21 protein-coding genes are annotated in these 20,740 nt (G+C 60.4%); 16 read left to right on the forward strand and 5 right to left on the reverse strand.

Going from position 1 to position 20,740, the window contains the following annotated elements; genetic code table 11:
- Positions 1-147: 147 nt before the first annotated feature.
- From K1X12_RS12285 to K1X12_RS12355, 15 genes are all read left to right on the forward strand, one after another.
- The gene (locus K1X12_RS12285; protein ID WP_220987861.1) at positions 148-1,698 is read left to right on the forward strand and encodes a beta-helix domain-containing protein; all 1,551 of its coding nucleotides are present in this window, start codon (positions 148-150) and stop codon (positions 1,696-1,698) included.
- Between the two features lie 79 nt (positions 1,699-1,777).
- Positions 1,778-4,438, forward strand: coding sequence for a TonB-dependent receptor domain-containing protein (locus K1X12_RS12290; protein ID WP_220987862.1), 2,661 nt, complete (start codon positions 1,778-1,780; stop codon positions 4,436-4,438).
- 238 nt (positions 4,439-4,676) lie between these two features.
- Positions 4,677-5,543: a type II secretion system protein N gene (locus tag K1X12_RS12295; protein WP_220987863.1), complete on the forward strand. Its 867-nt coding sequence runs from the start codon at positions 4,677-4,679 to the stop codon at positions 5,541-5,543.
- Complete coding sequence (gene gspD / locus K1X12_RS12300; RefSeq protein ID WP_220987864.1) at positions 5,540-7,501, forward strand: type II secretion system secretin GspD; 1,962 nt, start codon at positions 5,540-5,542, stop codon at positions 7,499-7,501. Before K1X12_RS12295 ends, gspD begins: the two co-directional genes overlap by 4 nt.
- 7 nt (positions 7,502-7,508) lie before the next feature.
- The gene (locus K1X12_RS12305; protein ID WP_220987865.1) at positions 7,509-8,999 is read left to right on the forward strand and encodes a GspE/PulE family protein; all 1,491 of its coding nucleotides are present in this window, start codon (positions 7,509-7,511) and stop codon (positions 8,997-8,999) included.
- Positions 8,986-10,197 (forward strand): type II secretion system inner membrane protein GspF, encoded by a 1,212-nt coding sequence (gspF, locus tag K1X12_RS12310; RefSeq protein WP_220987866.1) that lies wholly within the window; start codon positions 8,986-8,988, stop codon positions 10,195-10,197. The genes K1X12_RS12305 and gspF overlap by 14 nt, the downstream gene beginning before the upstream one ends.
- A gap of 11 nt (positions 10,198-10,208) precedes the next feature.
- Positions 10,209-10,667 carry a type II secretion system major pseudopilin GspG gene (gspG, locus tag K1X12_RS12315; protein ID WP_220987867.1) on the forward strand — a complete coding sequence of 153 codons (459 nt, stop codon included), beginning with the start codon at positions 10,209-10,211 and terminating at the stop codon, positions 10,665-10,667.
- A 9-nt stretch (positions 10,668-10,676) separates the two neighbouring features.
- Positions 10,677-11,186, forward strand: coding sequence for a prepilin-type N-terminal cleavage/methylation domain-containing protein (locus K1X12_RS12320; protein WP_225907966.1), 510 nt, complete (start codon positions 10,677-10,679; stop codon positions 11,184-11,186).
- On the forward strand, positions 11,183-11,554 hold the full coding sequence (gene gspI, locus K1X12_RS12325; protein ID WP_220987869.1) for a type II secretion system minor pseudopilin GspI: 372 nt from the start codon (positions 11,183-11,185) through the stop codon (positions 11,552-11,554). The genes K1X12_RS12320 and gspI overlap by 4 nt, the downstream gene beginning before the upstream one ends.
- A complete protein-coding gene (gspJ, locus tag K1X12_RS12330) occupies positions 11,551-12,171 on the forward strand; it encodes a type II secretion system minor pseudopilin GspJ (RefSeq protein ID WP_220987870.1) in 621 nt (206 codons plus the stop codon). Before gspI ends, gspJ begins: the two co-directional genes overlap by 4 nt.
- Complete coding sequence (gene gspK / locus K1X12_RS12335) at positions 12,168-13,139, forward strand: type II secretion system minor pseudopilin GspK (protein ID WP_220987871.1); 972 nt, start codon at positions 12,168-12,170, stop codon at positions 13,137-13,139. Before gspJ ends, gspK begins: the two co-directional genes overlap by 4 nt.
- The gene (gspL, locus tag K1X12_RS12340; protein WP_220987872.1) at positions 13,139-14,242 is read left to right on the forward strand and encodes a type II secretion system protein GspL; all 1,104 of its coding nucleotides are present in this window, start codon (positions 13,139-13,141) and stop codon (positions 14,240-14,242) included. The genes gspK and gspL overlap by 1 nt, the downstream gene beginning before the upstream one ends.
- Positions 14,239-14,730, forward strand: a complete 492-nt coding sequence (locus tag K1X12_RS12345; protein ID WP_220987873.1) for a type II secretion system protein M — start codon at positions 14,239-14,241, stop codon at positions 14,728-14,730. Before gspL ends, K1X12_RS12345 begins: the two co-directional genes overlap by 4 nt.
- Positions 14,730-15,485 carry a type II secretion system protein N gene (gene gspN, locus K1X12_RS12350; RefSeq protein WP_220987874.1) on the forward strand — a complete coding sequence of 252 codons (756 nt, stop codon included), beginning with the start codon at positions 14,730-14,732 and terminating at the stop codon, positions 15,483-15,485. Before K1X12_RS12345 ends, gspN begins: the two co-directional genes overlap by 1 nt.
- Positions 15,482-15,973, forward strand: a complete 492-nt coding sequence (locus tag K1X12_RS12355) for a hypothetical protein (protein WP_220987875.1) — start codon at positions 15,482-15,484, stop codon at positions 15,971-15,973. Before gspN ends, K1X12_RS12355 begins: the two co-directional genes overlap by 4 nt.
- A 7-nt stretch (positions 15,974-15,980) precedes the next feature.
- Here the strand turns inward: K1X12_RS12355 and K1X12_RS12360 are convergent, their stop codons facing one another.
- The 4 genes from K1X12_RS12360 to K1X12_RS12375 form a co-directional block, all read right to left on the reverse strand.
- Complete coding sequence (locus K1X12_RS12360; protein WP_220987876.1) at positions 15,981-16,328, reverse strand: helix-turn-helix domain-containing protein; 348 nt, start codon at positions 16,326-16,328, stop codon at positions 15,981-15,983.
- 83 nt (positions 16,329-16,411) lie between these two features.
- Complete coding sequence (locus K1X12_RS12365; RefSeq protein WP_220987877.1) at positions 16,412-17,788, reverse strand: L-serine ammonia-lyase; 1,377 nt, start codon at positions 17,786-17,788, stop codon at positions 16,412-16,414.
- Between the two features lie 71 nt (positions 17,789-17,859).
- Positions 17,860-19,047, reverse strand: coding sequence for an FAD-dependent monooxygenase (locus K1X12_RS12370; RefSeq protein ID WP_220987878.1), 1,188 nt, complete (start codon positions 19,045-19,047; stop codon positions 17,860-17,862).
- Positions 19,048-19,080: 33 nt separating this feature from the next.
- Positions 19,081-19,284 carry a zinc-finger domain-containing protein gene (locus K1X12_RS12375; protein ID WP_220987879.1) on the reverse strand — a complete coding sequence of 68 codons (204 nt, stop codon included), beginning with the start codon at positions 19,282-19,284 and terminating at the stop codon, positions 19,081-19,083.
- A gap of 116 nt (positions 19,285-19,400) precedes the next feature.
- On the opposite strand from K1X12_RS12375, the gene K1X12_RS12380 reads away from it, so the two are divergent.
- Positions 19,401-20,342, forward strand: coding sequence for an ABC transporter ATP-binding protein (locus K1X12_RS12380; protein ID WP_220987880.1), 942 nt, complete (start codon positions 19,401-19,403; stop codon positions 20,340-20,342).
- Between the two features lie 21 nt (positions 20,343-20,363).
- Here K1X12_RS12380 and trxA read toward each other — a convergent pair whose 3' ends face one another.
- The gene (trxA, locus tag K1X12_RS12385; RefSeq protein WP_220987881.1) at positions 20,364-20,684 is read right to left on the reverse strand and encodes a thioredoxin; all 321 of its coding nucleotides are present in this window, start codon (positions 20,682-20,684) and stop codon (positions 20,364-20,366) included.
- Between the last annotated feature and the right edge of the window lie 56 nt (positions 20,685-20,740).

A 20,740-nucleotide genomic window follows, 5' to 3' on the forward strand; every position in this document is an offset into this window, starting at 1 on the left:
CTTCACGGAAGTGTCATCTAAACTTCCCGTAATTGTTGCAAACAGATCTTAAGGCTCCGGCCTGCGGGCAGACAGAGATTCCTGATCTGCGAGCGCGACGGGGGGAACCGTCAGCGCACCCGCTCAGGGTTCAAGACGGAGACTTTCATGCTCACCACCAATAAATTTCGTGCAGTGCTATTGGGCTGCGCGGCAGTCGCGCTGCTGGGCGCATGCAGCGGCGCTGATGGCGTTGCTTCCCCCGGCGCCGGGGCTTTCGTGCCGCCGCCCACCACCACACCTCCGCCGACCACACCGCCGACCACGCCTCCGCCGACCGGCGGCGCAGCGGCTGACTGCCCCACCGGCTTCGCCAATGTCGGCACGGTCTCCGACATGCGCATTTGCCAGCTGCCGAATGACATCATCGGCAACCTCGTCGTCCCCAAGCGCGACGGCACGGTTTACTCGATCAACGGTCGCACGCAGGTCGGCACCGACCTTGGCCCCAATCCGAACGATCCGGCACCAGGCGGCCAGGCAGGCATCCTGACGATCGAACCAGGCGTTACGCTTTTCGGCGATGTGGGCCTGAACTATCTTCTGGTGAACCGCGGTTCGCAAATCTTCGCTGAAGGCACCGCCGCCGAGCCGATCATCATGACCAGCCGTGAGCGGATCAATGGCACCGCCACTGAAAACACCATCGGCCGCTGGGGCGGTCTGGTGATCAACGGTCGCGCACCGACCGCTGATGGCTGCATCACGGCGTCTGTGACACCGCCGAACATCGCTTGCGAAGCGCAGGTTGAAGGCTCGAACGCCTACTACGGCGGCAACTCGCCGTCCGACTCCAGCGGCCGTATCCGCTACCTCCAGCTGTCCTACTCCGGCTGGTCGATCGCTCCGGACAACGAACTCAACGGCATCACCTTTGCCGGCGTTGGCAACGGCACAACTGTTGACCACGTTCAGGTCCACAACAGCTCCGATGACGGCATCGAGATCTTCGGTGGCAACCTGAACCTCAGCCACATCGTGCTCACTGGCAACGATGACGACTCCTTCGACACCGACTCCGGCTGGCGCGGCGCTGCTCAGTTCGGCATCGTGTACCAGCGCGACGGCGGTGGCGACTTCGGTTGGGAAACGTCTTCGCGCGGCACCAACACGGCCGACTTCTTCACCCGTCCGACCTACGCCAACTGGACGGTCGTGATGCGTAACAACGGCACCCGCGACGCCATTGTTCACAACACCGGACACACGGCACGCGTTTACAACTCGGTGATCCGTCACCCCGGCGCCCACCAGTGTCTGAACATTGCGACCGCTGTCACCCTGACGAACCCGAACGGCGTTGCTGGCAACGGCCCGCTTTACAACTCGGTGTTCTTCTCTTGTGACGGCGGAAACGTCGAGGGCGCCAGCGGCGTCTCGACCGTTGACGCTGAAGCGCTGATCAATGCCGGCGCCAACAACGTCCTGAACGGTGTCTCGACGCTGACCAACGGCTTCATCAACGGCGCGAACGAAAACGCTATCACGGCGTCGGCCTTCCCGACATCGCTGAACGCCGGCATCGGCCTGAGCCCCTCCAATACGTTCATCACGGACTTCCTTGAGCCGGTGGATTATATCGGCGCCGTGCGCGATGCGAACGACGATTGGTACGCAGGCTGGACATGCAGCCTCCCAGGTCAACCGACCTGCCACTAACGCAAGACCAGATGGAGGCCTCGGATACGGGGCCTCCATTCTTTCTCACATCCGAAGCATCCATTCAGGATCTTGACTCATGAAATTCCGCGCGCTGTCCCTCCGGGCACTGTTGATCGCCTCGACGGCAATCCTTTCGCCCGCTTTCACTTTTGCACAGACCGACAACGGTACCGACAACACTTCTGAGGCCACAACGCCAGAAGCCACCGATTCTCAGGATCTGCAGCTGAACGAAGTGGTCGTTCTTGGCCGCTACATTCCCGAAGTCCTGCGCAGCACCTCTGAGGTCGCCGCCTTCCTCGCGCCGGAAGACCTCGCGCGCCAGGGCGACTCAGACGCCGCCGCAGCGCTCGCCCGCGTCACCGGCATCAACATCGCCGAAGGCCGCTTCGTTTACGTGCGCGGTCTGGGCGAGCGTTATTCCGCCGCACGCCTCAACGGCTCGCCCCTGCCGAGTCCGGAGCCACTCCAGCGCGTTGTTCCGCTCGACCTTTTCCCGACAAACATTCTCGAAAACGTCCTGGTTCAGAAAACCTATTCCGTCGAATATCCTGGCGAGTTTGGTGGCGGGATCGTAGACTTGCGCACCCGCAACATCCCGCAGGAGAGCTTTCTCGAGCTTTCGATCAGCGGCAGCTATAATACCGAAACAACCGGCAAGGACGGCATCACCTATTACGGTTCTGACGGCGACGCCTTCGGCTTTGATGATGGCACGCGCAAAATCCCCGGCGCCATCCGCCAAGCGATGTCAACCGGCCTGCGTATCCAGCCTGTGAACTTCACGGACGCTGAAATCCAGGCGATGGGCCAGTCCTTCGTCAATGCGCCGATCAACCTGATCCAGTCGAATGACAGCATCCCGATGAACGGCAGCTATGAAGCCACCGGCGGAACATCGTTCGATCTCGGCGGCGCCGAACTCGGCATCATCGGCGTCCTCGGCTACAGCAATGACTGGCGCACGCGTAACGCTGTCCAGGAGTATGGCGAAATCAGCGGTGGCGAGCTCATTGCCGCCTCGCAGTATGAATATGTGTCTACGGAACAGAATGTCGGCTGGGACGCTCTGTTCGGCGCCGGACTCGACTTTGGCGACGACAAGATCAACTGGACGAATCTCTACATCCGGCGCACCACGAAGCAGGCTTACATTCGCCAGGGCTACAACGATCTGGCTTCCCGCGACGTTCGCAGCGATCGCACCGCATGGTATGAGCGCGAACTCTACAGCACCCAGCTCAATGGTGAGCACTTCCGCGGCCCCTGGACGCTGGATTGGCGCGCCTCGCTTGCGCAGACGAAGCGTGATGCCCCTTATGAGCGGGAGATCAACTACGTCTTCAGCAGCCTGACGAATTCCTACGTCTACGATCCAGCCGGATCGGGCTCCTCCAACAGCATCAGCTTCTCGTATCTGGATGACAAGATCGTCAGCGGCGGCGCCGACATCAAATATGTCCAATCGCTGTCTTCGGCCCGCGACATTGAATACTCCGCCGGCATCGAAGCATCCCAGAACGAGCGGAGCGCCCAGACGCGCATCTTCTCGTTCCTGGTTGACAACCCGCCGCTGGATTTCCTGATCCAGCAGCAACGCCCGGACTTCCTGTTTGCAAACTACAACATCAACCCGGATGTCTTCGTCCTGCGCGAGACGACGGGCGCTGCCGGCGCTGCCGCATATGATGCAAATCTCGACGTCTTCGGCGCCTATGCCAAGGTTGACGCCGAAATCATCCCGCTGGTGCGCACCGCAATCGGCTTTCGCTTCGAAGACGCAACTCAGTCCGTAACACCGATATCGCTCATCGCTGCCGAAGCTGCCCCCGCAGCGCCGCCGGAACTGAGCAATCAGTATTTCCTGCCGGCCGCCACGCTCACCTGGAACTTCGCAGATGACCAGCAGCTCCGCCTCGGTGCCTCCAAGAGCATCGGCCGCCCGCAATTCCGCGAACTTGCACCGCAGCAATATTTCGACCCGGAAAGCAGCCGCATCTTCATCGGTAACCCCTACCTCACCGATACGGAGATCCTGAACCTCGACGCGCGTTACGAACTTTACTTCGATCGCGGTCAGGCCCTCACGGCGGGCGTGTTCTTCAAACAGCTCGACCGCCCGGTCGAAGCCGTTGTGGTCCAGCAGAGTGCCTCGGTGTTCCAGACTTACCTCAACGCACCGGAAGCCATTCTCTACGGCGTCGAAGTGGACATCAAACGGGTCTTCGACAGCCCGTTCGAGGGCGCCTTCTTCGGCAACAAGGAGTTCCTGGTTCAGGCCAACTACACCTACACCAACTCCGAAGTGAAAGCTGGCCCGGGCGATGTGGTTTACCCGCTCCAGTCCGCAGGCCAACCCCGCCCCGCCACCGACTACATCGTTGACGGCGCGCGCCTTCAGGGCCAGTCCGAGCACATCGCTAACCTTCAGCTCGGCTGGACCGATGATGTTGCCCGCTCTCAGCTGACGCTTCTGGTGAACTATTCCAGCGAGCGCTCCACGGCCCGCGCCCCTGCCGGCCAGCCTGACTTCATGCAGGAGCCCGGCATCAACATGGACCTCGTCTACAAGAAGGGCTTCGATCTGCGTGGCCAGTCCTTCACGCTGGACCTCAAAGCGAAGAACTTGCTGGGCGAAGACTATGAGGAATTCCAGAGCGGCAGTGGCGGATATGTCCGGGTTAACCAGTACGACCTCGGCACCACGCTCTCCGTCGGCCTCAGCACCGAGTTCTGATCCTGGTTAAAATTCGCCCCTACGGCGAAGCAGGCTGAAAATCGAGGCGCGGCGGGGCTTAACTACCTGCCGCGCCTCAAATTTTAGATGGAATTCAGCTCAGTTCAGGTTACTGATTTCGGGACGTCCGACAGTGCCGCGTTCGACGGTTGCAGCTCCAATTTGCTGCAGCCCACGTCTCAGAACTGTCGCACAAGTGTGATTAAGCAGGATGGCTACCTTTGGGAGTTCAGGGCTGATGAAACTTTTCGGAGCAGACGGCGCCGCACGCCTTCCCTACGCCTCCCTCGGTCGCACAGCGCTGGAGGCGGCACTCGCGCTGACAACCGGATTGCTGCTCGCCCGCTTTGCCTGGGTGATCGCTGCGCCCGGCAACGGCATGTCCAGCAACGCCCCCCTCCTCACAGCAGCGCAGACTGCGCCGCAAGCCTCCTCCAACCTCGCCCTCCTCACCCATTCAGATCCGTTCAGCCAGTCTGCCGCATTTAACGAGGCCGCTGTTCCGACATCACTGAATCTCAAGATCGCCGGCCTGCGCTGGTCCAGCAATGAGCACACCGCCAGCAGCGCCGTCATCATCCTGCCGGACAACAGCCAGAAGCGCGTCGCCCCCGGCGAACTGATCGTCTCCGGCGCAGTCCTCGACTCTGTCGCTGCAGACCGCGTTTTCCTGCGCTACAATGGCCAGCTTCAGGAATTGCTCCTCAGCGATCCGTCGAAGCCGCTCTTCGGCAATGGCGCGCCCTCGGCTGCCTCCACGGCCGCTGCGCCGCAAGCGCCGGCTACCCGCGTCGCCACTGCGCCTGCTCCCGCCCAGCAAGTTACACCCGCCCTCCTCCTGACAGATGTCGATCTCACGCCAGAACTGCGCAACGGCGCGGTCGCCGGCTACCGCCTGTCGTCCCGCGGGCAGGGCTATTTCGAAGCAGCCGGTCTTGAATCCGGCGATCTCGTGCTGCGCGTCAACGGCGCCAGCATTGAAGGCATGGGCCCGGAGGCGATCCAGTCCGCTGTCATGTCTTCCGAAATGATTGCGCTCGATGTTGTCCGCAAAGGCGCAATCGTCCGCCTACGCCTCTCTCCTGACTCCGGCCTCGCTCAATGAAAAATCACATCCTGATTGCGGCAGCTGCCGCTATTTCTGCGTCCCAGCTCGCGGCGGCGCAGGCGCCCGCCCCCAGCCAGGACCGTCACGTTCTGAACCTGGAAGATGTTGAGCTGAACACGCTCATCGAAGACATCTCCACCCTGACGGGCTACACCTTCATCATCCATCCGGATGTTCGCAAGGCGCGTGTGTCGGTCGTCTCGCAAACGCCGATGTCCACGCAGGAGCTGTTTCAGGTTTTCCTGACGACGCTTCGCATCCAGGGCTTCGCCGCCGTGCCCGCCGGCAAGGACACCTACCGCATCCTGCCGCGCGCCATCGCATCCACGGAAGCGCCCATGTCCGGCCCCGGAGCAAACGCCTTCATCACCGAAGTGATCAAGCTCGACCGCGCCAACGCGATGGAAGCGGCACAGATGATCAAGCCGCTGCTGGATTCGCAAGGCCAGGTCGTCGCCAATGCCAGCACAAACACGCTGGTCGTGGTGGATTATGCGTCCAACCTCGAGCGCGTCCGCAACATCATCGATACGTTGGACCGCGATCAGACGATCATCGAAACCGTTCCGCTGGTGAACGTTCCTGCCGCGGAAATGGAAACGGTCCTGACCCGCCTCCAGGGCGAGGCGACCGGCCAGCAGACGCAGACAGCTGCGCGCTTCTCCGCCGTCGCCTCGCTCACCAGCAACGCCATCATCCTGCGCGGCGATGCGTCGTCGGTGGAGCGCGCCAGGCGCGTCGCCATGGAACTGGACGCCACCAACCCACAGCGCGATTCCGTGCGCGTCATCACACTGAACTATGCCGACGCCGCCGAAGTCGTCCCGATCCTGGAGCGCGTCGCCAACAGCATGGCAATGCAGCGCTCGCCATCGGAAACTGCGCCCGTCGCCCAGACGATCGCGCACCACGGGCCCACCAACTCGCTGGTCATCAGCGCCAACCCGGAAACCATCCTGGCGATGGAGCGGGTCGTCTCCGCGCTCGACGTGCGCCGCCCGCAGGTGATGGTGGAAGCGATCATCGTGGAAATGTCGGACGACACGACCCGTGAACTCGGCCTCCAGTTCCTGCTCTCGGGCACGGACGGCAATGTGCCCTTCGCCTCGACCAATTTCTCCCGCGCCGCGCCAAATCTTCTGGCGCTCACCGGCGCGCTGGTCACGGATGCCTTCAGCGACATCTCGACCGCCAACCCCTTCCGGGAAGCGGCAATCAGCTCACTGACGGGTTCATCCGGCCTCACACTCGGCTTCGGTGGTCAGTCCGGTGATACGCTCTTTGGCGCCATCCTGAATGCGGTCGAAGACGATACCTCCTCGCGCATCCTTTCCACGCCCTTCGGTATGACGCTGAACAACGCGACATCCGCCCTCATCGTCGGTCAGGAAATTCCGATCACGACAGGTCAGGTTCTGGGCGACGCCAACTCGAATCCTTTCCGCACGGTCGAGCGCAAGGATGTCGGTATTCAGCTCGAAGTCACTCCGCGCATTGGTGAGAATGATACCGTTCGCCTCGACATCCGCCAGGAGGTCTCCAGTGTATTTGGCAGTGTCGGCACGGTCACGCCCGATCTGATCCTGGACAAGCGCGAAATCCGCGCCAGCGTACTGGCCGACAATGGCGAGATCATCGTACTCGGCGGCCTCGTCGAGCAGACCGATACCGTCCGTGACACCAAGGTTCCGGTGCTCGGCGACATTCCCGTCGCCGGCCGCCTCTTCCGTTCGGAAGGTAAAGGCGGAACGCGCCGCAATCTCATGGTTTTCATCCGTCCGACCATCGTCCGCTCGAAGGAAGACGCCAAATCCATCACCAATCAGAAATACCTCTACGTTCAGGCAGAGGAACTGATGCGCGACCCGGCACCCGGTACTACGATCGACAAATTCGTCCGCGAAGTGCTGGGCAATGGCGGCCCGGCTTCCCAAGCGGTCCAACCGCCGCAATAATCAAATCATGCTACGCGATCAGGTCACCTACGCTTTTGCCCGCGACAAGGGCATCGTCGTAATTCCCGGCAGGGACGGCCTGACCTTTGCTGTGCGCGAAGGCGCTGATCCAATCGCAATGACGGAGGCACGCCGGGTTGTCGGCGTTCCGGCGCATCTGGAAGCCATGAACTCGGTGCAGTTTGAGCGCCAACTGTCAGACAGTTTCGGCCAGTCGCGGCTCGATGGCAGCGCCGCGGAAGCCGCTGCCGGGTCTGGCGGGGATCTTGAAAGCCTGTTCGATGGTCTTCCGCAAACGGAAGACCTTCTTGCGGGCGATACCGATGCACCGATCATCACCCTCATCAACGGCTTGCTGCAGGACGCGATCCGGCGCCGCGCGTCCGATGTTCACATCGATCCCTTTGAGGACAAGCTGTCCGTTCGTTACCGCATAGACGGCGAACTTCAGGAAGTATTCACCGCATCGCGCCGCGTGGCTGCGCCGCTCGTATCGCGCATCAAGGTGATGAGCCGGCTGGACATCGCCGAAAAGCGCATGCCCCAGGATGGCCGCATCTCCCTAACGCTCGGCGGCCGGGCCCTCGATGTCCGCGTCGCCACACTGCCGACGCGCTATGGCGAGCGTGTTGCGCTGCGCATCCTCGACACGCGTCAGGCGCTCATGGGTCTTGAAACGCTGGGCATGGACGAAGACACCGAGCGCCGCTTTCGCGCCGCCCTGAGTGAGCCTAATGGCGTGATCCTCGTCACCGGCCCCACAGGCTCCGGAAAGACCACGACGCTCTACTCTGCTCTTGCTCAGCTCAATACGGGCCGCGTCAACATCATGACGCTGGAAGATCCCGTCGAGTATGGCCTCGATGGCATCAGCCAGACCCCGATGGATCACAAGGTCGGCCTGACCTTCGCTGCCACCCTGCGCTCCATCCTGCGTAACGATCCCAACATCGTCATGGTTGGCGAGATCCGGGATGTCGAAACCGCCGAAGTCGCGCTGGAATTTGCGCTGACGGGCCGTCTCGCCCTCTCCACCATCCACACCAACAGTTCGGCTGGTGCCATCACTCGCCTGCGGGATATGGGCGTGGAAAGCTTCCTGCTCGCCTCCACATTGCGCGCTGTGCTGGCCCAGCGCCTCATCCGGCGCCTCTGCCCGCATTGCAAGGAAGCCTACAGCCCGCCGCCCGAGCTGCTTCAGCGCCTCGGCCTTGAAGGGCGCACGGACTTGACACTCTACCGGCATGTTGGCTGCCCGGCTTGCGGCCACACCGGCTATGAAGGCCGCCTTGGCGTTTATGAGCTTCTGGTGATCGACACCGCCATTCGCCGCATGATCCATGACGGCGCCACCGAAGAAGACATTGAACGGACGGCTTTTGCGAAATCTGATATGCTGTTCCAGAACGGATTGCGGCATGTGCTGATCGGCGCCTCCAGCGCTGAAGAGTTGTTGCACGTATGCCGCCGGGAGGCGTGGTTCGGTGGCAGCGTTTGAATACAAGGCCCTGACGGCGGACGGTAAGCGCACCAGCGGCGTGATCTCCGCTGATACCGCCCGCGCTGCCCGCCGGGAGCTGCGCGACCGTCAGCTCACCCCCGTTTCGGTGTCTGAAGCGCGCGGTGAAAAGGCCGCCGGTTTTGCCGGCGCGGGCCGCCTCAAGGAGAAGGATCGCACCCTCCTCACCCGCCAGCTTGCCGTGCTGGTCTCCTCCGGCATGACCATTGAGCAGGCCCTCACCGCTGCGGCAGGCGACAGCGATGCCTCGCCCCAGCGCAGCCTGCTCCTCGGCGTCCGATCTCAGGTCATGGAAGGCGCCACCCTGGCCGAAGCCATGCGCGGCGCGCCGCGCGCCTTCCCGCCCCTCTATCGGGCCGTGGTCTCGTCGGGTGAAGCGTCTGGCCGGCTCGGCCTCGTGCTGGATCAGCTCGCCACCCACCTTGAGCGCAGTTACCGCCTGCGCACCCTGGTCCAGTCAGCGATGATCTATCCGGCCATCCTCGGGGTCATGGCGACGCTCATGGTCACCGCGCTCATGGTCTGGGTCGTCCCCAAGCTTGTCGAGCAGTTTGCCATGCTCGGCGCCGCCGAGTTGCCGCCGTTGACGCAGTTCGTGATCGCGCTGTCCCAGTTTGTCCGCGATTGGGGCCTGATTGTCCTCGTTTTGATACTGGCGAGTATCTATTTGTCCTCAATCGTCCTCAAAATGACACTGTGGAAACGCCGCTGGGATGCCTTGCTCCTGCGCCTGCCTTTCTTCGGGGATCTCATCCGCAAAGTCGCCGCCGCCCGCTTCGCCCGGATCCACGCGACCATGTCCAGCGCCGGCGCCACCGTCCTCGAAAGCCTCTCCGGCGCCCGTAATGCCATGGGAAACCTGGTGTTTCGGGATGCTGCCGATCAGATCCTGGAAACCGTCCAGCGCGGCGGCGCATTGTCCAGCGCCATGAAATCCACAGGCGTCTTTCCGCCCATGATGGTCCACATGGTCGCCAGCGGTGAAGCGGCCCGGAATGTACCCGCCATGATGAACCGCGCCGCCGATTTCATGGAAGACGAATTCGAAACCGCCACCAATGTGGCCCTCGGTCTGCTCGAACCTGTGATCATCATCCTGCTCGGCGGTATTGTCGGCACAATCGTGCTCTCGATCATGCTACCGATCATGCAGCTCAACACTCTCGCCCTCGGATAATGGAGCGCCCCATGTCGCCTGAAACTGAAGCAACCACGACAGATCGTCGCCGCAAGCAGGCCGGCTTTTCGCTGGTGGAACTGATGGTGGTCGTGTTCATCATGGGCCTCCTGGCGACGCTCATCATTGTCAATGTCGCGCCAGTCGGCGACCGTTCACGCGTCACCAAGGCCCGCGCCGATGTCGCCAATCTGGAAAATGCCCTCGAGCAGTACAGCCTGGACCTCTACACCTACCCATCCAGCGAGCAGGGCCTCGCTGCCCTCTCCGCGCCGCCTCCTGGCGTGGATGCAACGCTCTACCGCCCTGGCGGCTACATTCGCCGCGTTCAGAACGACCCCTGGGGCAATCCCTACCAGTACGCCTTCCCTGGCACGCGGTCCGGTGGGCGATTTGACGTATTCTCCTTCGGCGCGGACGGCAAACCCGGCGGCGAAGGCAACGACGCCGACATCGGAAACTGGGAATAGGACGATCCCTTGCACCATGAAAATCTCCATCTGAAACAGGGAACTTCAAGGCTGCGCAACGCGCATCCTGAGGCTGGCCTGTCCCTGGTGGAAGTCATGGTTACGCTGTCCATCGTGGCGGTCGCTACATCGCTGATCGTGCTGACCCTTCCGCGCGCGCAACCACAGAAACAAGCTGTCGGCCTTCTGCGCGAAGCGCTGGAAAGAACCTCCGAGCGCGCGCTGATCACCGGCCAGCCATCCGGCATGGTTTTCGAGCAAGGACGGTACTCGCCTGCCATCTGGCAAGATGAAACCTGGCGCCTGATCGGTAGTCAAAACCTTCCGGCCGGAATGTCCATCCTGATCGATGGCGAACCCCTGCGTGCGGCAGACGCCACTGAAGCGCCAGTCCCTGCCGTGATCTTTGATCCACTGGGCCACACGCCGCCAGTCACCATCGATCTTGTGCGCAATGACTTCGTCACGCGCCTGACCCTTGGTGCCGACGGCAAAGTCGCCGTGGATATGCCGTCATGAAGGCTCAGCAGGGCTTCTCACTGATGGAGGCGCTTGTCGCGCTGGCTGTCTTTTCGACAGCCGCAGTTGGACTTTTGACCCTCAATACCAACAGCGTACGCATCAGCGCTGAGCTCGGCGACCGGGCGCTCGCGCGGCAAGTCGCTGAAAATATTGCCGTCGACACGATCACAAACCCGCAACTCCAGGTCGTTGGCAGATCAGTCGGCACCGAAGTCCAGCGCAAGAGGTCCTACACCTGGGAGCGCGTCGTTTCACCCGCGCCCAGAGACGACCTCATACAAATAGAAATCCGCGTTCGCGCGGAAGACGCAGAGGCTGTGCTAGGTACAGTGTCCCTGCTGCACAGGGTGGAGCCGGCGGCATGACCGATGCCCGCGCCTCTCAGTCCGGCATATCGCTGGTCGAAACGCTGATCGCGCTGTTCATCATCGCGCTGCTGTCTACCGCTGGCGGCGTCATGTTGATCCAGTCTTTGCGAGGCAGCAGGCTGGTCGAGGAACGCGGCACGCAGGCCCGCGAAATTCAAACAGCGCTCTCGATGTTGAGAGACGACTTTGCCGCCTTTGTGCCCCGCGCGAGCCGCGCCGATGGTTCGGCTGATCAGGCCACCTTGTTTGAAGGACATGCCGTGCGGTTTGATGGCCGCATCGTTACATTTGTTCGTAATGGCTGGGCCAATCCGGGCGAGCATCCGCGCGGAGACTTGCAGCGCGTGGAATATCGCTTTGACAGCGGCGCCCTTGTGCGGCGCTCATGGAGCACGCCGGACGCTGCTCCAGGAAGCAGGATTTCAGACCAGACGCTGATCGCAGACCTGCAGGATATATCGGTGCGCTATGGCACTTTGGATACCTGGCGAAATGACTGGATCGTGCCGGCCTCCTCGCAGGATCAGACGACACCCGACAAAATTGAACTGACATTCCGTTTTGGAGAGGCGGACGAAATGACTGCGCGTTTCCGCATTGGACGACGCCTATGACCCACCCCGAAAACCAACGCGGCGCAGCGCTGCTCTCCATTCTCGTCGTCGTAGCTGCGCTGGCGGTAGCCGCCCTGATGGCAACAGCCGCAATTGCGCGGCAAACGGACTTGTCGAAAGCCTCGTATCGTCGGTCTGATGCCAGCTGGGCCGCCTATTCGGCTGAAGCGCTGGCCTTGAGCGCCGTGGATGAATTGGCCCGGCGCACCTCCGGCCAGATTTCACCCATCATGACGGGGCTGGGCGAAACCGTCGTCATTCCAATCCGCGGCGGGGTTGTCAGTTTTGAGATCGCCGACGCAACCAACTGTTTCAACATCAATGCTTTGGCGGACAAGGACGAGAACGTCGCTAAGCTGGCGAAGCTTTCCTGGGTGACGCTCCTGCTGGACTTGGACATCCCAGCTTCCGACGCCAATGGGCTCGCCAATGCGCTTGCCGACTGGTTGGATGCAGATTCGAACACGCGCCAAGGCGGCGCGGAGGACGGATATTACATGACACTGAGCCCTTCGTATCGCGCCGCAAACCAGATAATGGACAGCCCCTACGAACTGGCCGCCGTCATGGGATATACAGCAGACCTGCGCGCCGCGCTCGAGCCTGTCATCTGCACAAAGCGTAATACGCAGGCTGTGCGGCTGAACATCAATACGCTTTCCCCGGAACAGGCGTCACTTCTGCGTGCAGCCTATTCGGAGGCGCTTACACTCGCGGCGGCCGAGCGTATCCTGTCCGAGCGCCCGGACACGGGCTGGAGCAGCGTAGATCAGTTCGAATTGCTTCCAGATATTCGCACCATTCCGGAAGGGCAGAAACGAACTGAAGCCCTGTCTGTAAATAGCGGCCTCTATGAAGCCAGGGGCCGGACCGTACTGGACAGTGGCAGCTGGCCTTTTGCATTCCTGATCAGTACGGAGAATGGTGCAGCGGCCCACACGACGTGGCGACGCATGGGAGAAGAGTGATGAAGCAAATCCTGTACGCTGCGCTGCCCGCCCATCCTGATGAACAGATCGAGTTTGCCAGAGAGCGTGGAGACCAGCTCGAAGTGCTGTCGCACCGTGGCCCGTTCGGCACCAGCGAATGCCTTGCCTTCGCGCCAGCAACCCTAGTTGCACATTTCAGGGCGCCCGTACCCGCAAGGAACGAAAAGGATGCGGCCCGAGCGGCGCTCTACGCGATCGAAGATGAACTGGCGCAACCGGTCGAAGAAGCCCACCTTATCCTGGGTCCACGCCGCAAGGGCTCGACGCTGAGAGACATCTACGTTGCCGATAAGAAGCTCATTAGCGACTGGATCGAAAAACTGAACCGCGCAGGTTTGACGGCGGCCGCCATTGTTCCCGAACAAAGCCTCTTCCTGGAAATTGAAACGCCCGTATATCTGGACGCCCGGATTATTCAGCGCGAAGGTGACAGGATCATTGGTGTTGATACCGCGCTGCCTTCCCCCGCGCTCAATGCGCTTGATGCAGCACAAAGCAACGAAAAACCACCCGCTGGCCAAAACCTGATCCGGTTGGCCGAACGATCGGCCCGTCTCCAAACCGTCAGTTTTCGGACCGGTCCATTTGCAGCAGTCCAGGAAAAGCAAAAGGGCGTAAGCGGTTGGAGAAAAGCGGCCGGCTTCGCAATCGCAGCCATTTCCGTTTGGACCGGAACTCTCATCTTCGAAGCTCGAAATTTCAACTATGCGACGGACGAGATGAACAAACGGGCGGCGCAGCAATACAGCACCCTGTTTCCCGGCGCACAAATCCCCGTTAACATTGATCGCGCCACCCGAGACATGCTGGCGTCCAACTATACTCCGGATACAATCAATTTCCGGATTGCCGCGGCGAATATGTTTGAAGCGGTCACCGCCAACGCTTCCCTTCAACTAAAGGGGCTATCTTTTGATGGCGATGCGGGCGTTCTGACCGCCAATGTCAGCGCAACAAATTCAGACGCAATCGAAAACAGCGTATTATTCCTCGAAAGCCGCGGGTTTTTGGTGAAGTCGGCAATAGAAGCCACGGTCGACGGCACGCTGAACGGCACGGTAACTCTGGAGGCCACACCATGAAGAACTGGTGGGAAGGCCGGACTGGCCGGGAAAAAGTTATGGTCGGAGCGGCAGGCACTTTGTTCGCGATCGCCGTGATCTGGCAGTTGGTTTTACAGCCAGCCATGATGACGCTGGACCAATCGAAGCTGAACCATGAAAGAGCGGCCCAGACTCTGGCGCGCCTTGATCGCATTGGGTCCCTGATCGAACAAGGAGAGGCCATCTCACCTCACGTAACGTCTGCCGGATCGCAGGATATCGCTGCCGCTCAATCGGCCTCTCTTCGAATGGCCACAGAGGCGGGATTGGCTGCAGTATCAGCACCAATAAGTGCGACATCCGAGTTTGGTGTTCAGTTCTCTGACGTTTCGTCTCCCGCCCTGTTCACCTGGATAGAGCAAGTAGAAACAGCTTTGGGAGTTCATGTAACGTCCGCGAAGCTGCAGCCGAACGCAAACGGACACTTGGATGCGTCCCTAAAATTCCGCCTTGATGGGGTCTCCTGATGCGCTTTTTACTGATTATCTTTCTGGTGATTGGTTTTGTTGTCGGCTTGGCGGCGTTTGCGCCGCTCAGTTTCATCTTGAAAGCCTCTGGCGCGCAGGAACGCGGCCTCAGCTGGACGTCGGTTGAGGGAACCATACTCGGCGGCAAAGTTACCGGTCTGAAAGCGGGCGACGATTTTCTCGGCGATGCGAGTCTCAAGTTTGACCCATCGGCACTTCTCGGTCTCGGCATCGCCTATGATTTCGACTGGGCCGGACCTGCTGGAAAAGGCACCGGCAAAGCCGCGGCCTTTGCAAGTGGATCAACCGAATTGAAGGATTACAATCTGGAGCTGGACTTTGCAGCCCTGGACGGTGTTGCAGCCTGGATCAGGCAGTCTGGTGGCAATGCGCGCCTCTCAGGCGACATGATCCGCTTCCGGAAAGGCGCCTGTGATAAAGCATCAGGACAGGCATGGAGCGACGCGCTGGAGAAGAACGCAGCCCTGCTTGGCCCTGGTTGGCCAGACCTGAGCGGCGCCCTTTCCTGCGAGGGGGACGTATTGCTGATCCCTATGCAATCCCAGAGCCCGACAGGCACACGGCTCGATGCCGCAGCCCGGTTTCGCTTTGGCCAGTCCGGCCGGCTGGAAGCGCGGGTATCAGGCGTTATCCCGCAACAGTTCCAATATGCATTGCCGTTGGCAGGCTTTGTGCCCGATGGCGGGACCTATGTTTATCGCTACCCATCTGCTTTTTCGGAGCTGCCGCAATGATGCGCCTTATCGGAGTTTCCATACTGGCTTCAGCATTGGCTGCCTGCGCATCCACTGAAAAGGCGGCCCCCGCCAATCCGGTAGAAGCCGCCACCGCCGCCTCCACCATGGCGGACATTCCTCCGGAAGGCTTGCCCCCTCAGAAGCTCGGCGCAGGAGAATGCGGGCTATTTCTCTGGGGAATGGCCGCGCCACGCAAGTTCGTCTTCTTTGCAGAAGGCGCGACAGCGGAGGCGCTTGTCCTCCATGAAGGAGAGCCACGCGCATTGTCGGTAACAGACGCGGACGGTGAAGTGTTTGGGCAATTCTTTACCGAGATGCAGTATCTGTCCACTGACGGAAAGTGGTCCGTCAATCTCAGCCTGGCACCTGGTGAGATTTTGGAAGGAGGCCAGCGCGTAGACGCAGGGCGCCTTGTGACACGCGGCGCCGATGGTTGGGAAACCGTATTGCCGGTTACCGGCGTGCGGGCCTGCATGCCTGGATGACTTTGCACTAAGTCAAAATATCTACGGGCACTGCGAGCGCATCGGCAAGCCGTTTTGCTGTTTTGAGGCCGTATGACATTCCGCGTTCAATAGCGGAAATGTGGTTTGGGCGGATGCCGCAAAGCTCGCCCAGTTCCTTCTGGGTCATCAGCCGGAACTGGCGTACGACCCTTACTGGATGCTCACCCTCATTGATGCGCTTGAGCAGCGCAGGCGGCAGCGGAACCACGGAAGGATCCGTTCCTTTCACCCGACCACTCGTGATTTCGTTGAGCAGGCTCTCCAGCTCAGACACTTTCTGTTCGAGATCGATCACCCTCACTTCAAGCGAATAGATGAGTTTTGGATCCTGCATTACGCTAACTACCCCTGTCATACAGGATGCAGCGCTACAGGGGTTCCGCTACAATTCGGTGTCGGATGCAAGAAAGTTTTATGTCAGCACTCAATCACATTCACTGCGAGGCCACCCTGACTGGTCTCCTTATATTTCGAAGACATATCCAGCCCCGTCTGCCGCATCGTTTCGATCACCTGATCCAGAGAAACTTTGGTCTGCTCAAGCGAGTGCAGCGCAAGACGCGCCGCGTTTGCCGCCTTGACTGCACCGATTGCATTGCGCTCGATACAGGGGATTTGCACGAGTCCGCCAACCGGATCGCAGGTGAGCCCGAGATTGTGCTCCATGCCGATTTCGGCGGCATTCGCAACCTGCTGCGCTGTCCCACCCCAAACCGCCGCCAGCCCACCAGCCGCCATCGAGCAGGCAACGCCGACCTCGCCTTGGCAACCCATCTCCGCACCAGAGATGGATGCGCGCTGCTTGTAGAGCAATCCAATGCCGCCTGCGGTGAGCAGAAACTTCCGGACACGCTCGACGGAATCTTCCGTGTCCGTGCAATAATGCCGGATGACGGCCGGAATAATGCCTGCAGCGCCATTGGTCGGCGCTGTAACAACCTGCCCACCAGCCGCGTTTTCCTCATTGACGGCCATGGCGTAGACATTCAGCCAATCGAATAATTGCTCTCTCTCGTTTGAGGGGGGGCCGTCCTGCAGCTTTTGCCAGATATCGGGCGCGCGGCGCCGAACCTTCAAACCACCCGGCAGCTCACCCTTTCGCGTCAATCCTCGGTCGACGCAGGCCATCATCACGGACGCTATGCGATCCAACGACGCCTCTGTCGCGGCCCGCGAACGCTTGGCGTCTTCATTTGCCAGGATTACCGCATCGATTGACAACCGGTTTCCATGACAATGATCCAGCAGCTGCGCCGCAGAGCCAAATTCAAACGGCACAGGATCGCCAACGGGAAGAATATCATCCTCTACAGGCCGCTCGAGTTGCTTGCGCGTGGCAATGAACCCGCCACCGGTCGAATACCACGTCTCATCGGCGAGAATTTCCTGCGTTTTGTCGTAAGCGCAAATGCGCAGGCCGTTGGGGTGCAAATCAGGCATGACATCATAAGCAAAGCGAATATCGGTCTCCGGATCGAATTTTATGAAGCGACCATCTGTGAGCGGAAGGGTCTTTTCTTCATAGGCTTGCGCCACAAGCCTATCAGCCTCTTCCGGGTCCAACGTTTCCGGCTCCATATTTAGAAGGCCCAGAACGACAGCTTTAGGAGTTGCGTGGCCCGCGCCCGTAAGTGCCAATGAGCCCTGCAGTTCGGCTACAATCCGGTCAACACGACTTAGCTTTCCACTGTTGGCCAGATGCGCCATGAACCGATTGCCGATACGGATGGGCCCGACGGTGTGCGAACTGGATGGGCCAATCCCAACCCGGAAAATATCTAATACTGACAGCATCTGACGAGCCGTTTCCTCTGCGTAAGTTTTATTTGATTGGTGGCCGAATTGCGGTGCAGCCGCAAGCAGTATCAGTCAGGCTCGGTCACGTCCAAACCGTATATCCAGTCGTGCCGGCCATGTACAATAGAAGGCAGGAATTTACCCGCCACCCACATAGGCCCATAGGTGCCGGCTTGTGAGAACATATTCGACCGATGGAACAGCTTTGCGTTCTCGCGGGCGACATTCTGGATACGTGTCGCCCGTGGCTTTCGCTTCTGCTCGTAAGCTTTCAACGATGCCGAAATTGAATCTCCGCGCCCGATTTCACGCGCCAGCACATAGGCATCTTCAATAGCCATGACAGCGCCCTGCGCCATGAACGGCAGCATGGGATGGCAGGCATCGCCAAGAAGCGCGACTCGACCGTCCTGCCATGCGGGCAGCTCGGCGCGGTCATAAAGTGCCCATCTGAGAAGAAGCGGCGCCTCGTCGATGATCCTCTTGATGACGGGATTCCAACCCCGAAAGTCATTCAGCGCCTGCTCCCGCGCGCCCACCGAAGTCCAGGATTCATCGCCAGGTTCGTCGCACTCCACCACGCCAACAAAATTCGCAAGGCTGCCTCGCCGCAATCTGTAGGTAACGGCATGCCTACGTTTACCGGCCCAGACACAAGCAGTTTCAGGCGGCGGATAATCACCCAGACGCGCCACCGGAACCACCGCGCGCCAGGCAACATTCCCGGTGAAGCGAGGCTTATCCGGCCCCAGCATCTGTGTGCGGATGGTAGAGTGAATGCCGTCAGCCCCGATCAGTAAGTCTGCCGTCTGGCGCTCGCCCGTGTTGAGAACTGCTGTGACCCCGGCCTCCCCCTGTTCGTAAGAAGCAACTCTAGCGCCAAGACGAATGGTCTCGGGCGACCGGTCCGTAATGCATTCCCTTAGTGACGCCACCAGATCAGCCCGGTGAATATGCAGGTACTCACCGCGCCATCGCGCCTGCGAGGCATCTCTCAGAGGAACAGAAAAGATCTTGGCGCCGCTTCGTCCAAGGCGAAGTTCCTGCGCGCGTGGACGAAAGGCATCGCGAGACACGCGCGCTGAAGCACCAAGTGCGTCGAGCACCTTCATGCCGTTCGGGCTAATCTGCAGGCCCGCGCCAACCTCAGCAATTTCCGGAGCCTGCTCCAGAACAGTCACCGCATGACCGGCCTTCAGGAGAGCCAGCGCCGCTGTCAGACCTCCGATGCCGCCACCTGCAATCAAGATTTGCATGGGCTTTCTGCCGGTCCGGTCTGGGCCGCCTCCTTAGCGTCCGCGGGACGGGTCTTGCTTACCACCGATCAGGACGAAACGCCGGTCGCAATACTTGCACTCGACGAAATCCTCATCGCCCATTTCGTACCAGACTTTGGGATGGCCCAAAGCACCGCCGCCACCATTGCAGGACACTTTGTGGCTAGAGACCATAGAAATCTCAGGCGGCGTGAAAACATCGCGTTTGACGGGCATCCCCAGCTCTCCTCAAATGGCCGTCACGCGATTGCTTGCGGCTCGGCCAGCGGTCACCTAACTAAAGACTGGGCAGAGGCCGCGCAAGGCGCCGTGCCATCGGGAAAATACTGATCATGCCAGATCCGACCTATGCGATTGAAGTCCGCGATTTGCGGAAAACCTATGCCGCATCCGGAAAAATGCCAGAAAAACAAGCGCTAAAGGGAATCAGCCTTGCGATTCCGACCGGATCTATCTTTGGCCTCCTCGGACCAAACGGCGCAGGCAAGTCGACCTTTATCAACATTCTGGCAGGCATGGTCAAAAAAACATCGGGCACTGCCCGAATCTGGGGCCTCGATATCGATGAGCATCCCCGCCAGAGCCGGGCTGCCATTGGCGTCGTGAATCAGGAGGTTGTTGCCGACCCCTTCTTCACCCCCTTCGAAATGCTGGAATTGATGGCGGGCTTTTATGGCGTCCCGAAGTCTGAGCGGCGCTCGGTGGAAATCCTCACGGCACTTGGTCTAGCCGACAAGAAAGACGCATATGTTCGTCAGCTTTCTGGCGGCATGAAGCGACGCCTGATGGTCGCAAAGGCATTGGTTCACAACCCGCCGGTTCTGATTCTGGACGAACCGACGGCTGGCGTTGATGTCGAACTGCGCCGTCTGCTCTGGGACTACGTGCGCGAGCTCCACGCCAAGGGCACGACGATCATCCTCACGACCCACTATCTCGAAGAAGCCGAAGAGCTTTGTGACACCATCGCCATCGTCAATCATGGCGAGATCGTTGCCTGCGAGCCGACGCAACAACTCCTGTCGCGTCTCGACTACAAGACCTTGGTAATCTACCCGAAAGCCCCACTCTCGGCAGTGCCGGGCGAGCTTTCGGATCTTGATACGAAAATTCGCTCAGACGGCGGCCTCGCCATCACGTTCCGCACTGGGGAGATGGGAATTGGGCGCCTGCTAGAAAAGGTCCGCGGCGCGGGGATCAGTATCTCGGACCTTTCGACAGAAGCCCCGGACCTGGAAGACGTGTTTATCTCGCTGACGAGTGAACACGCCTGACAGGCATAGAATATGCGAGCCTCAGAGGCTCTGCTTGATCCAGTCGGTCAAAGCCTGACGGTTCATGGCGCCGTTGCGCGTCGCGGCGACCTTGCCGCCCTTGAACATGAGCAACGTCGGCAGCCCGCGAACGCCATAACGCGCGCCAACCAGCGGGAAGTCGTCTACGTTGACCTTCACGATCTTCACCTTGCCGTCCATTTCGTCGGAAACGGCCTCAAGGTGCGGAGACATCTGCTTACAGGGACCGCACCACTCGGCCCAGAAGTCCACAACAACGGGGACATCCGAAGCGGTGACCACTCCGTCAAAATCGTCTTCATTTACATTGATCGTAGCCATGGTCGCGGCTCCTTCTGCCGGCATTCAAATTCAGAGAGTGATACATAGGGACTCTG

Origin of the sequence: Hyphomonas sediminis (assembly GCF_019679475.1) — a bacterium.
Lineage (GTDB): Bacteria > Pseudomonadota > Alphaproteobacteria > Caulobacterales > Hyphomonadaceae > Hyphomonas > Hyphomonas sediminis.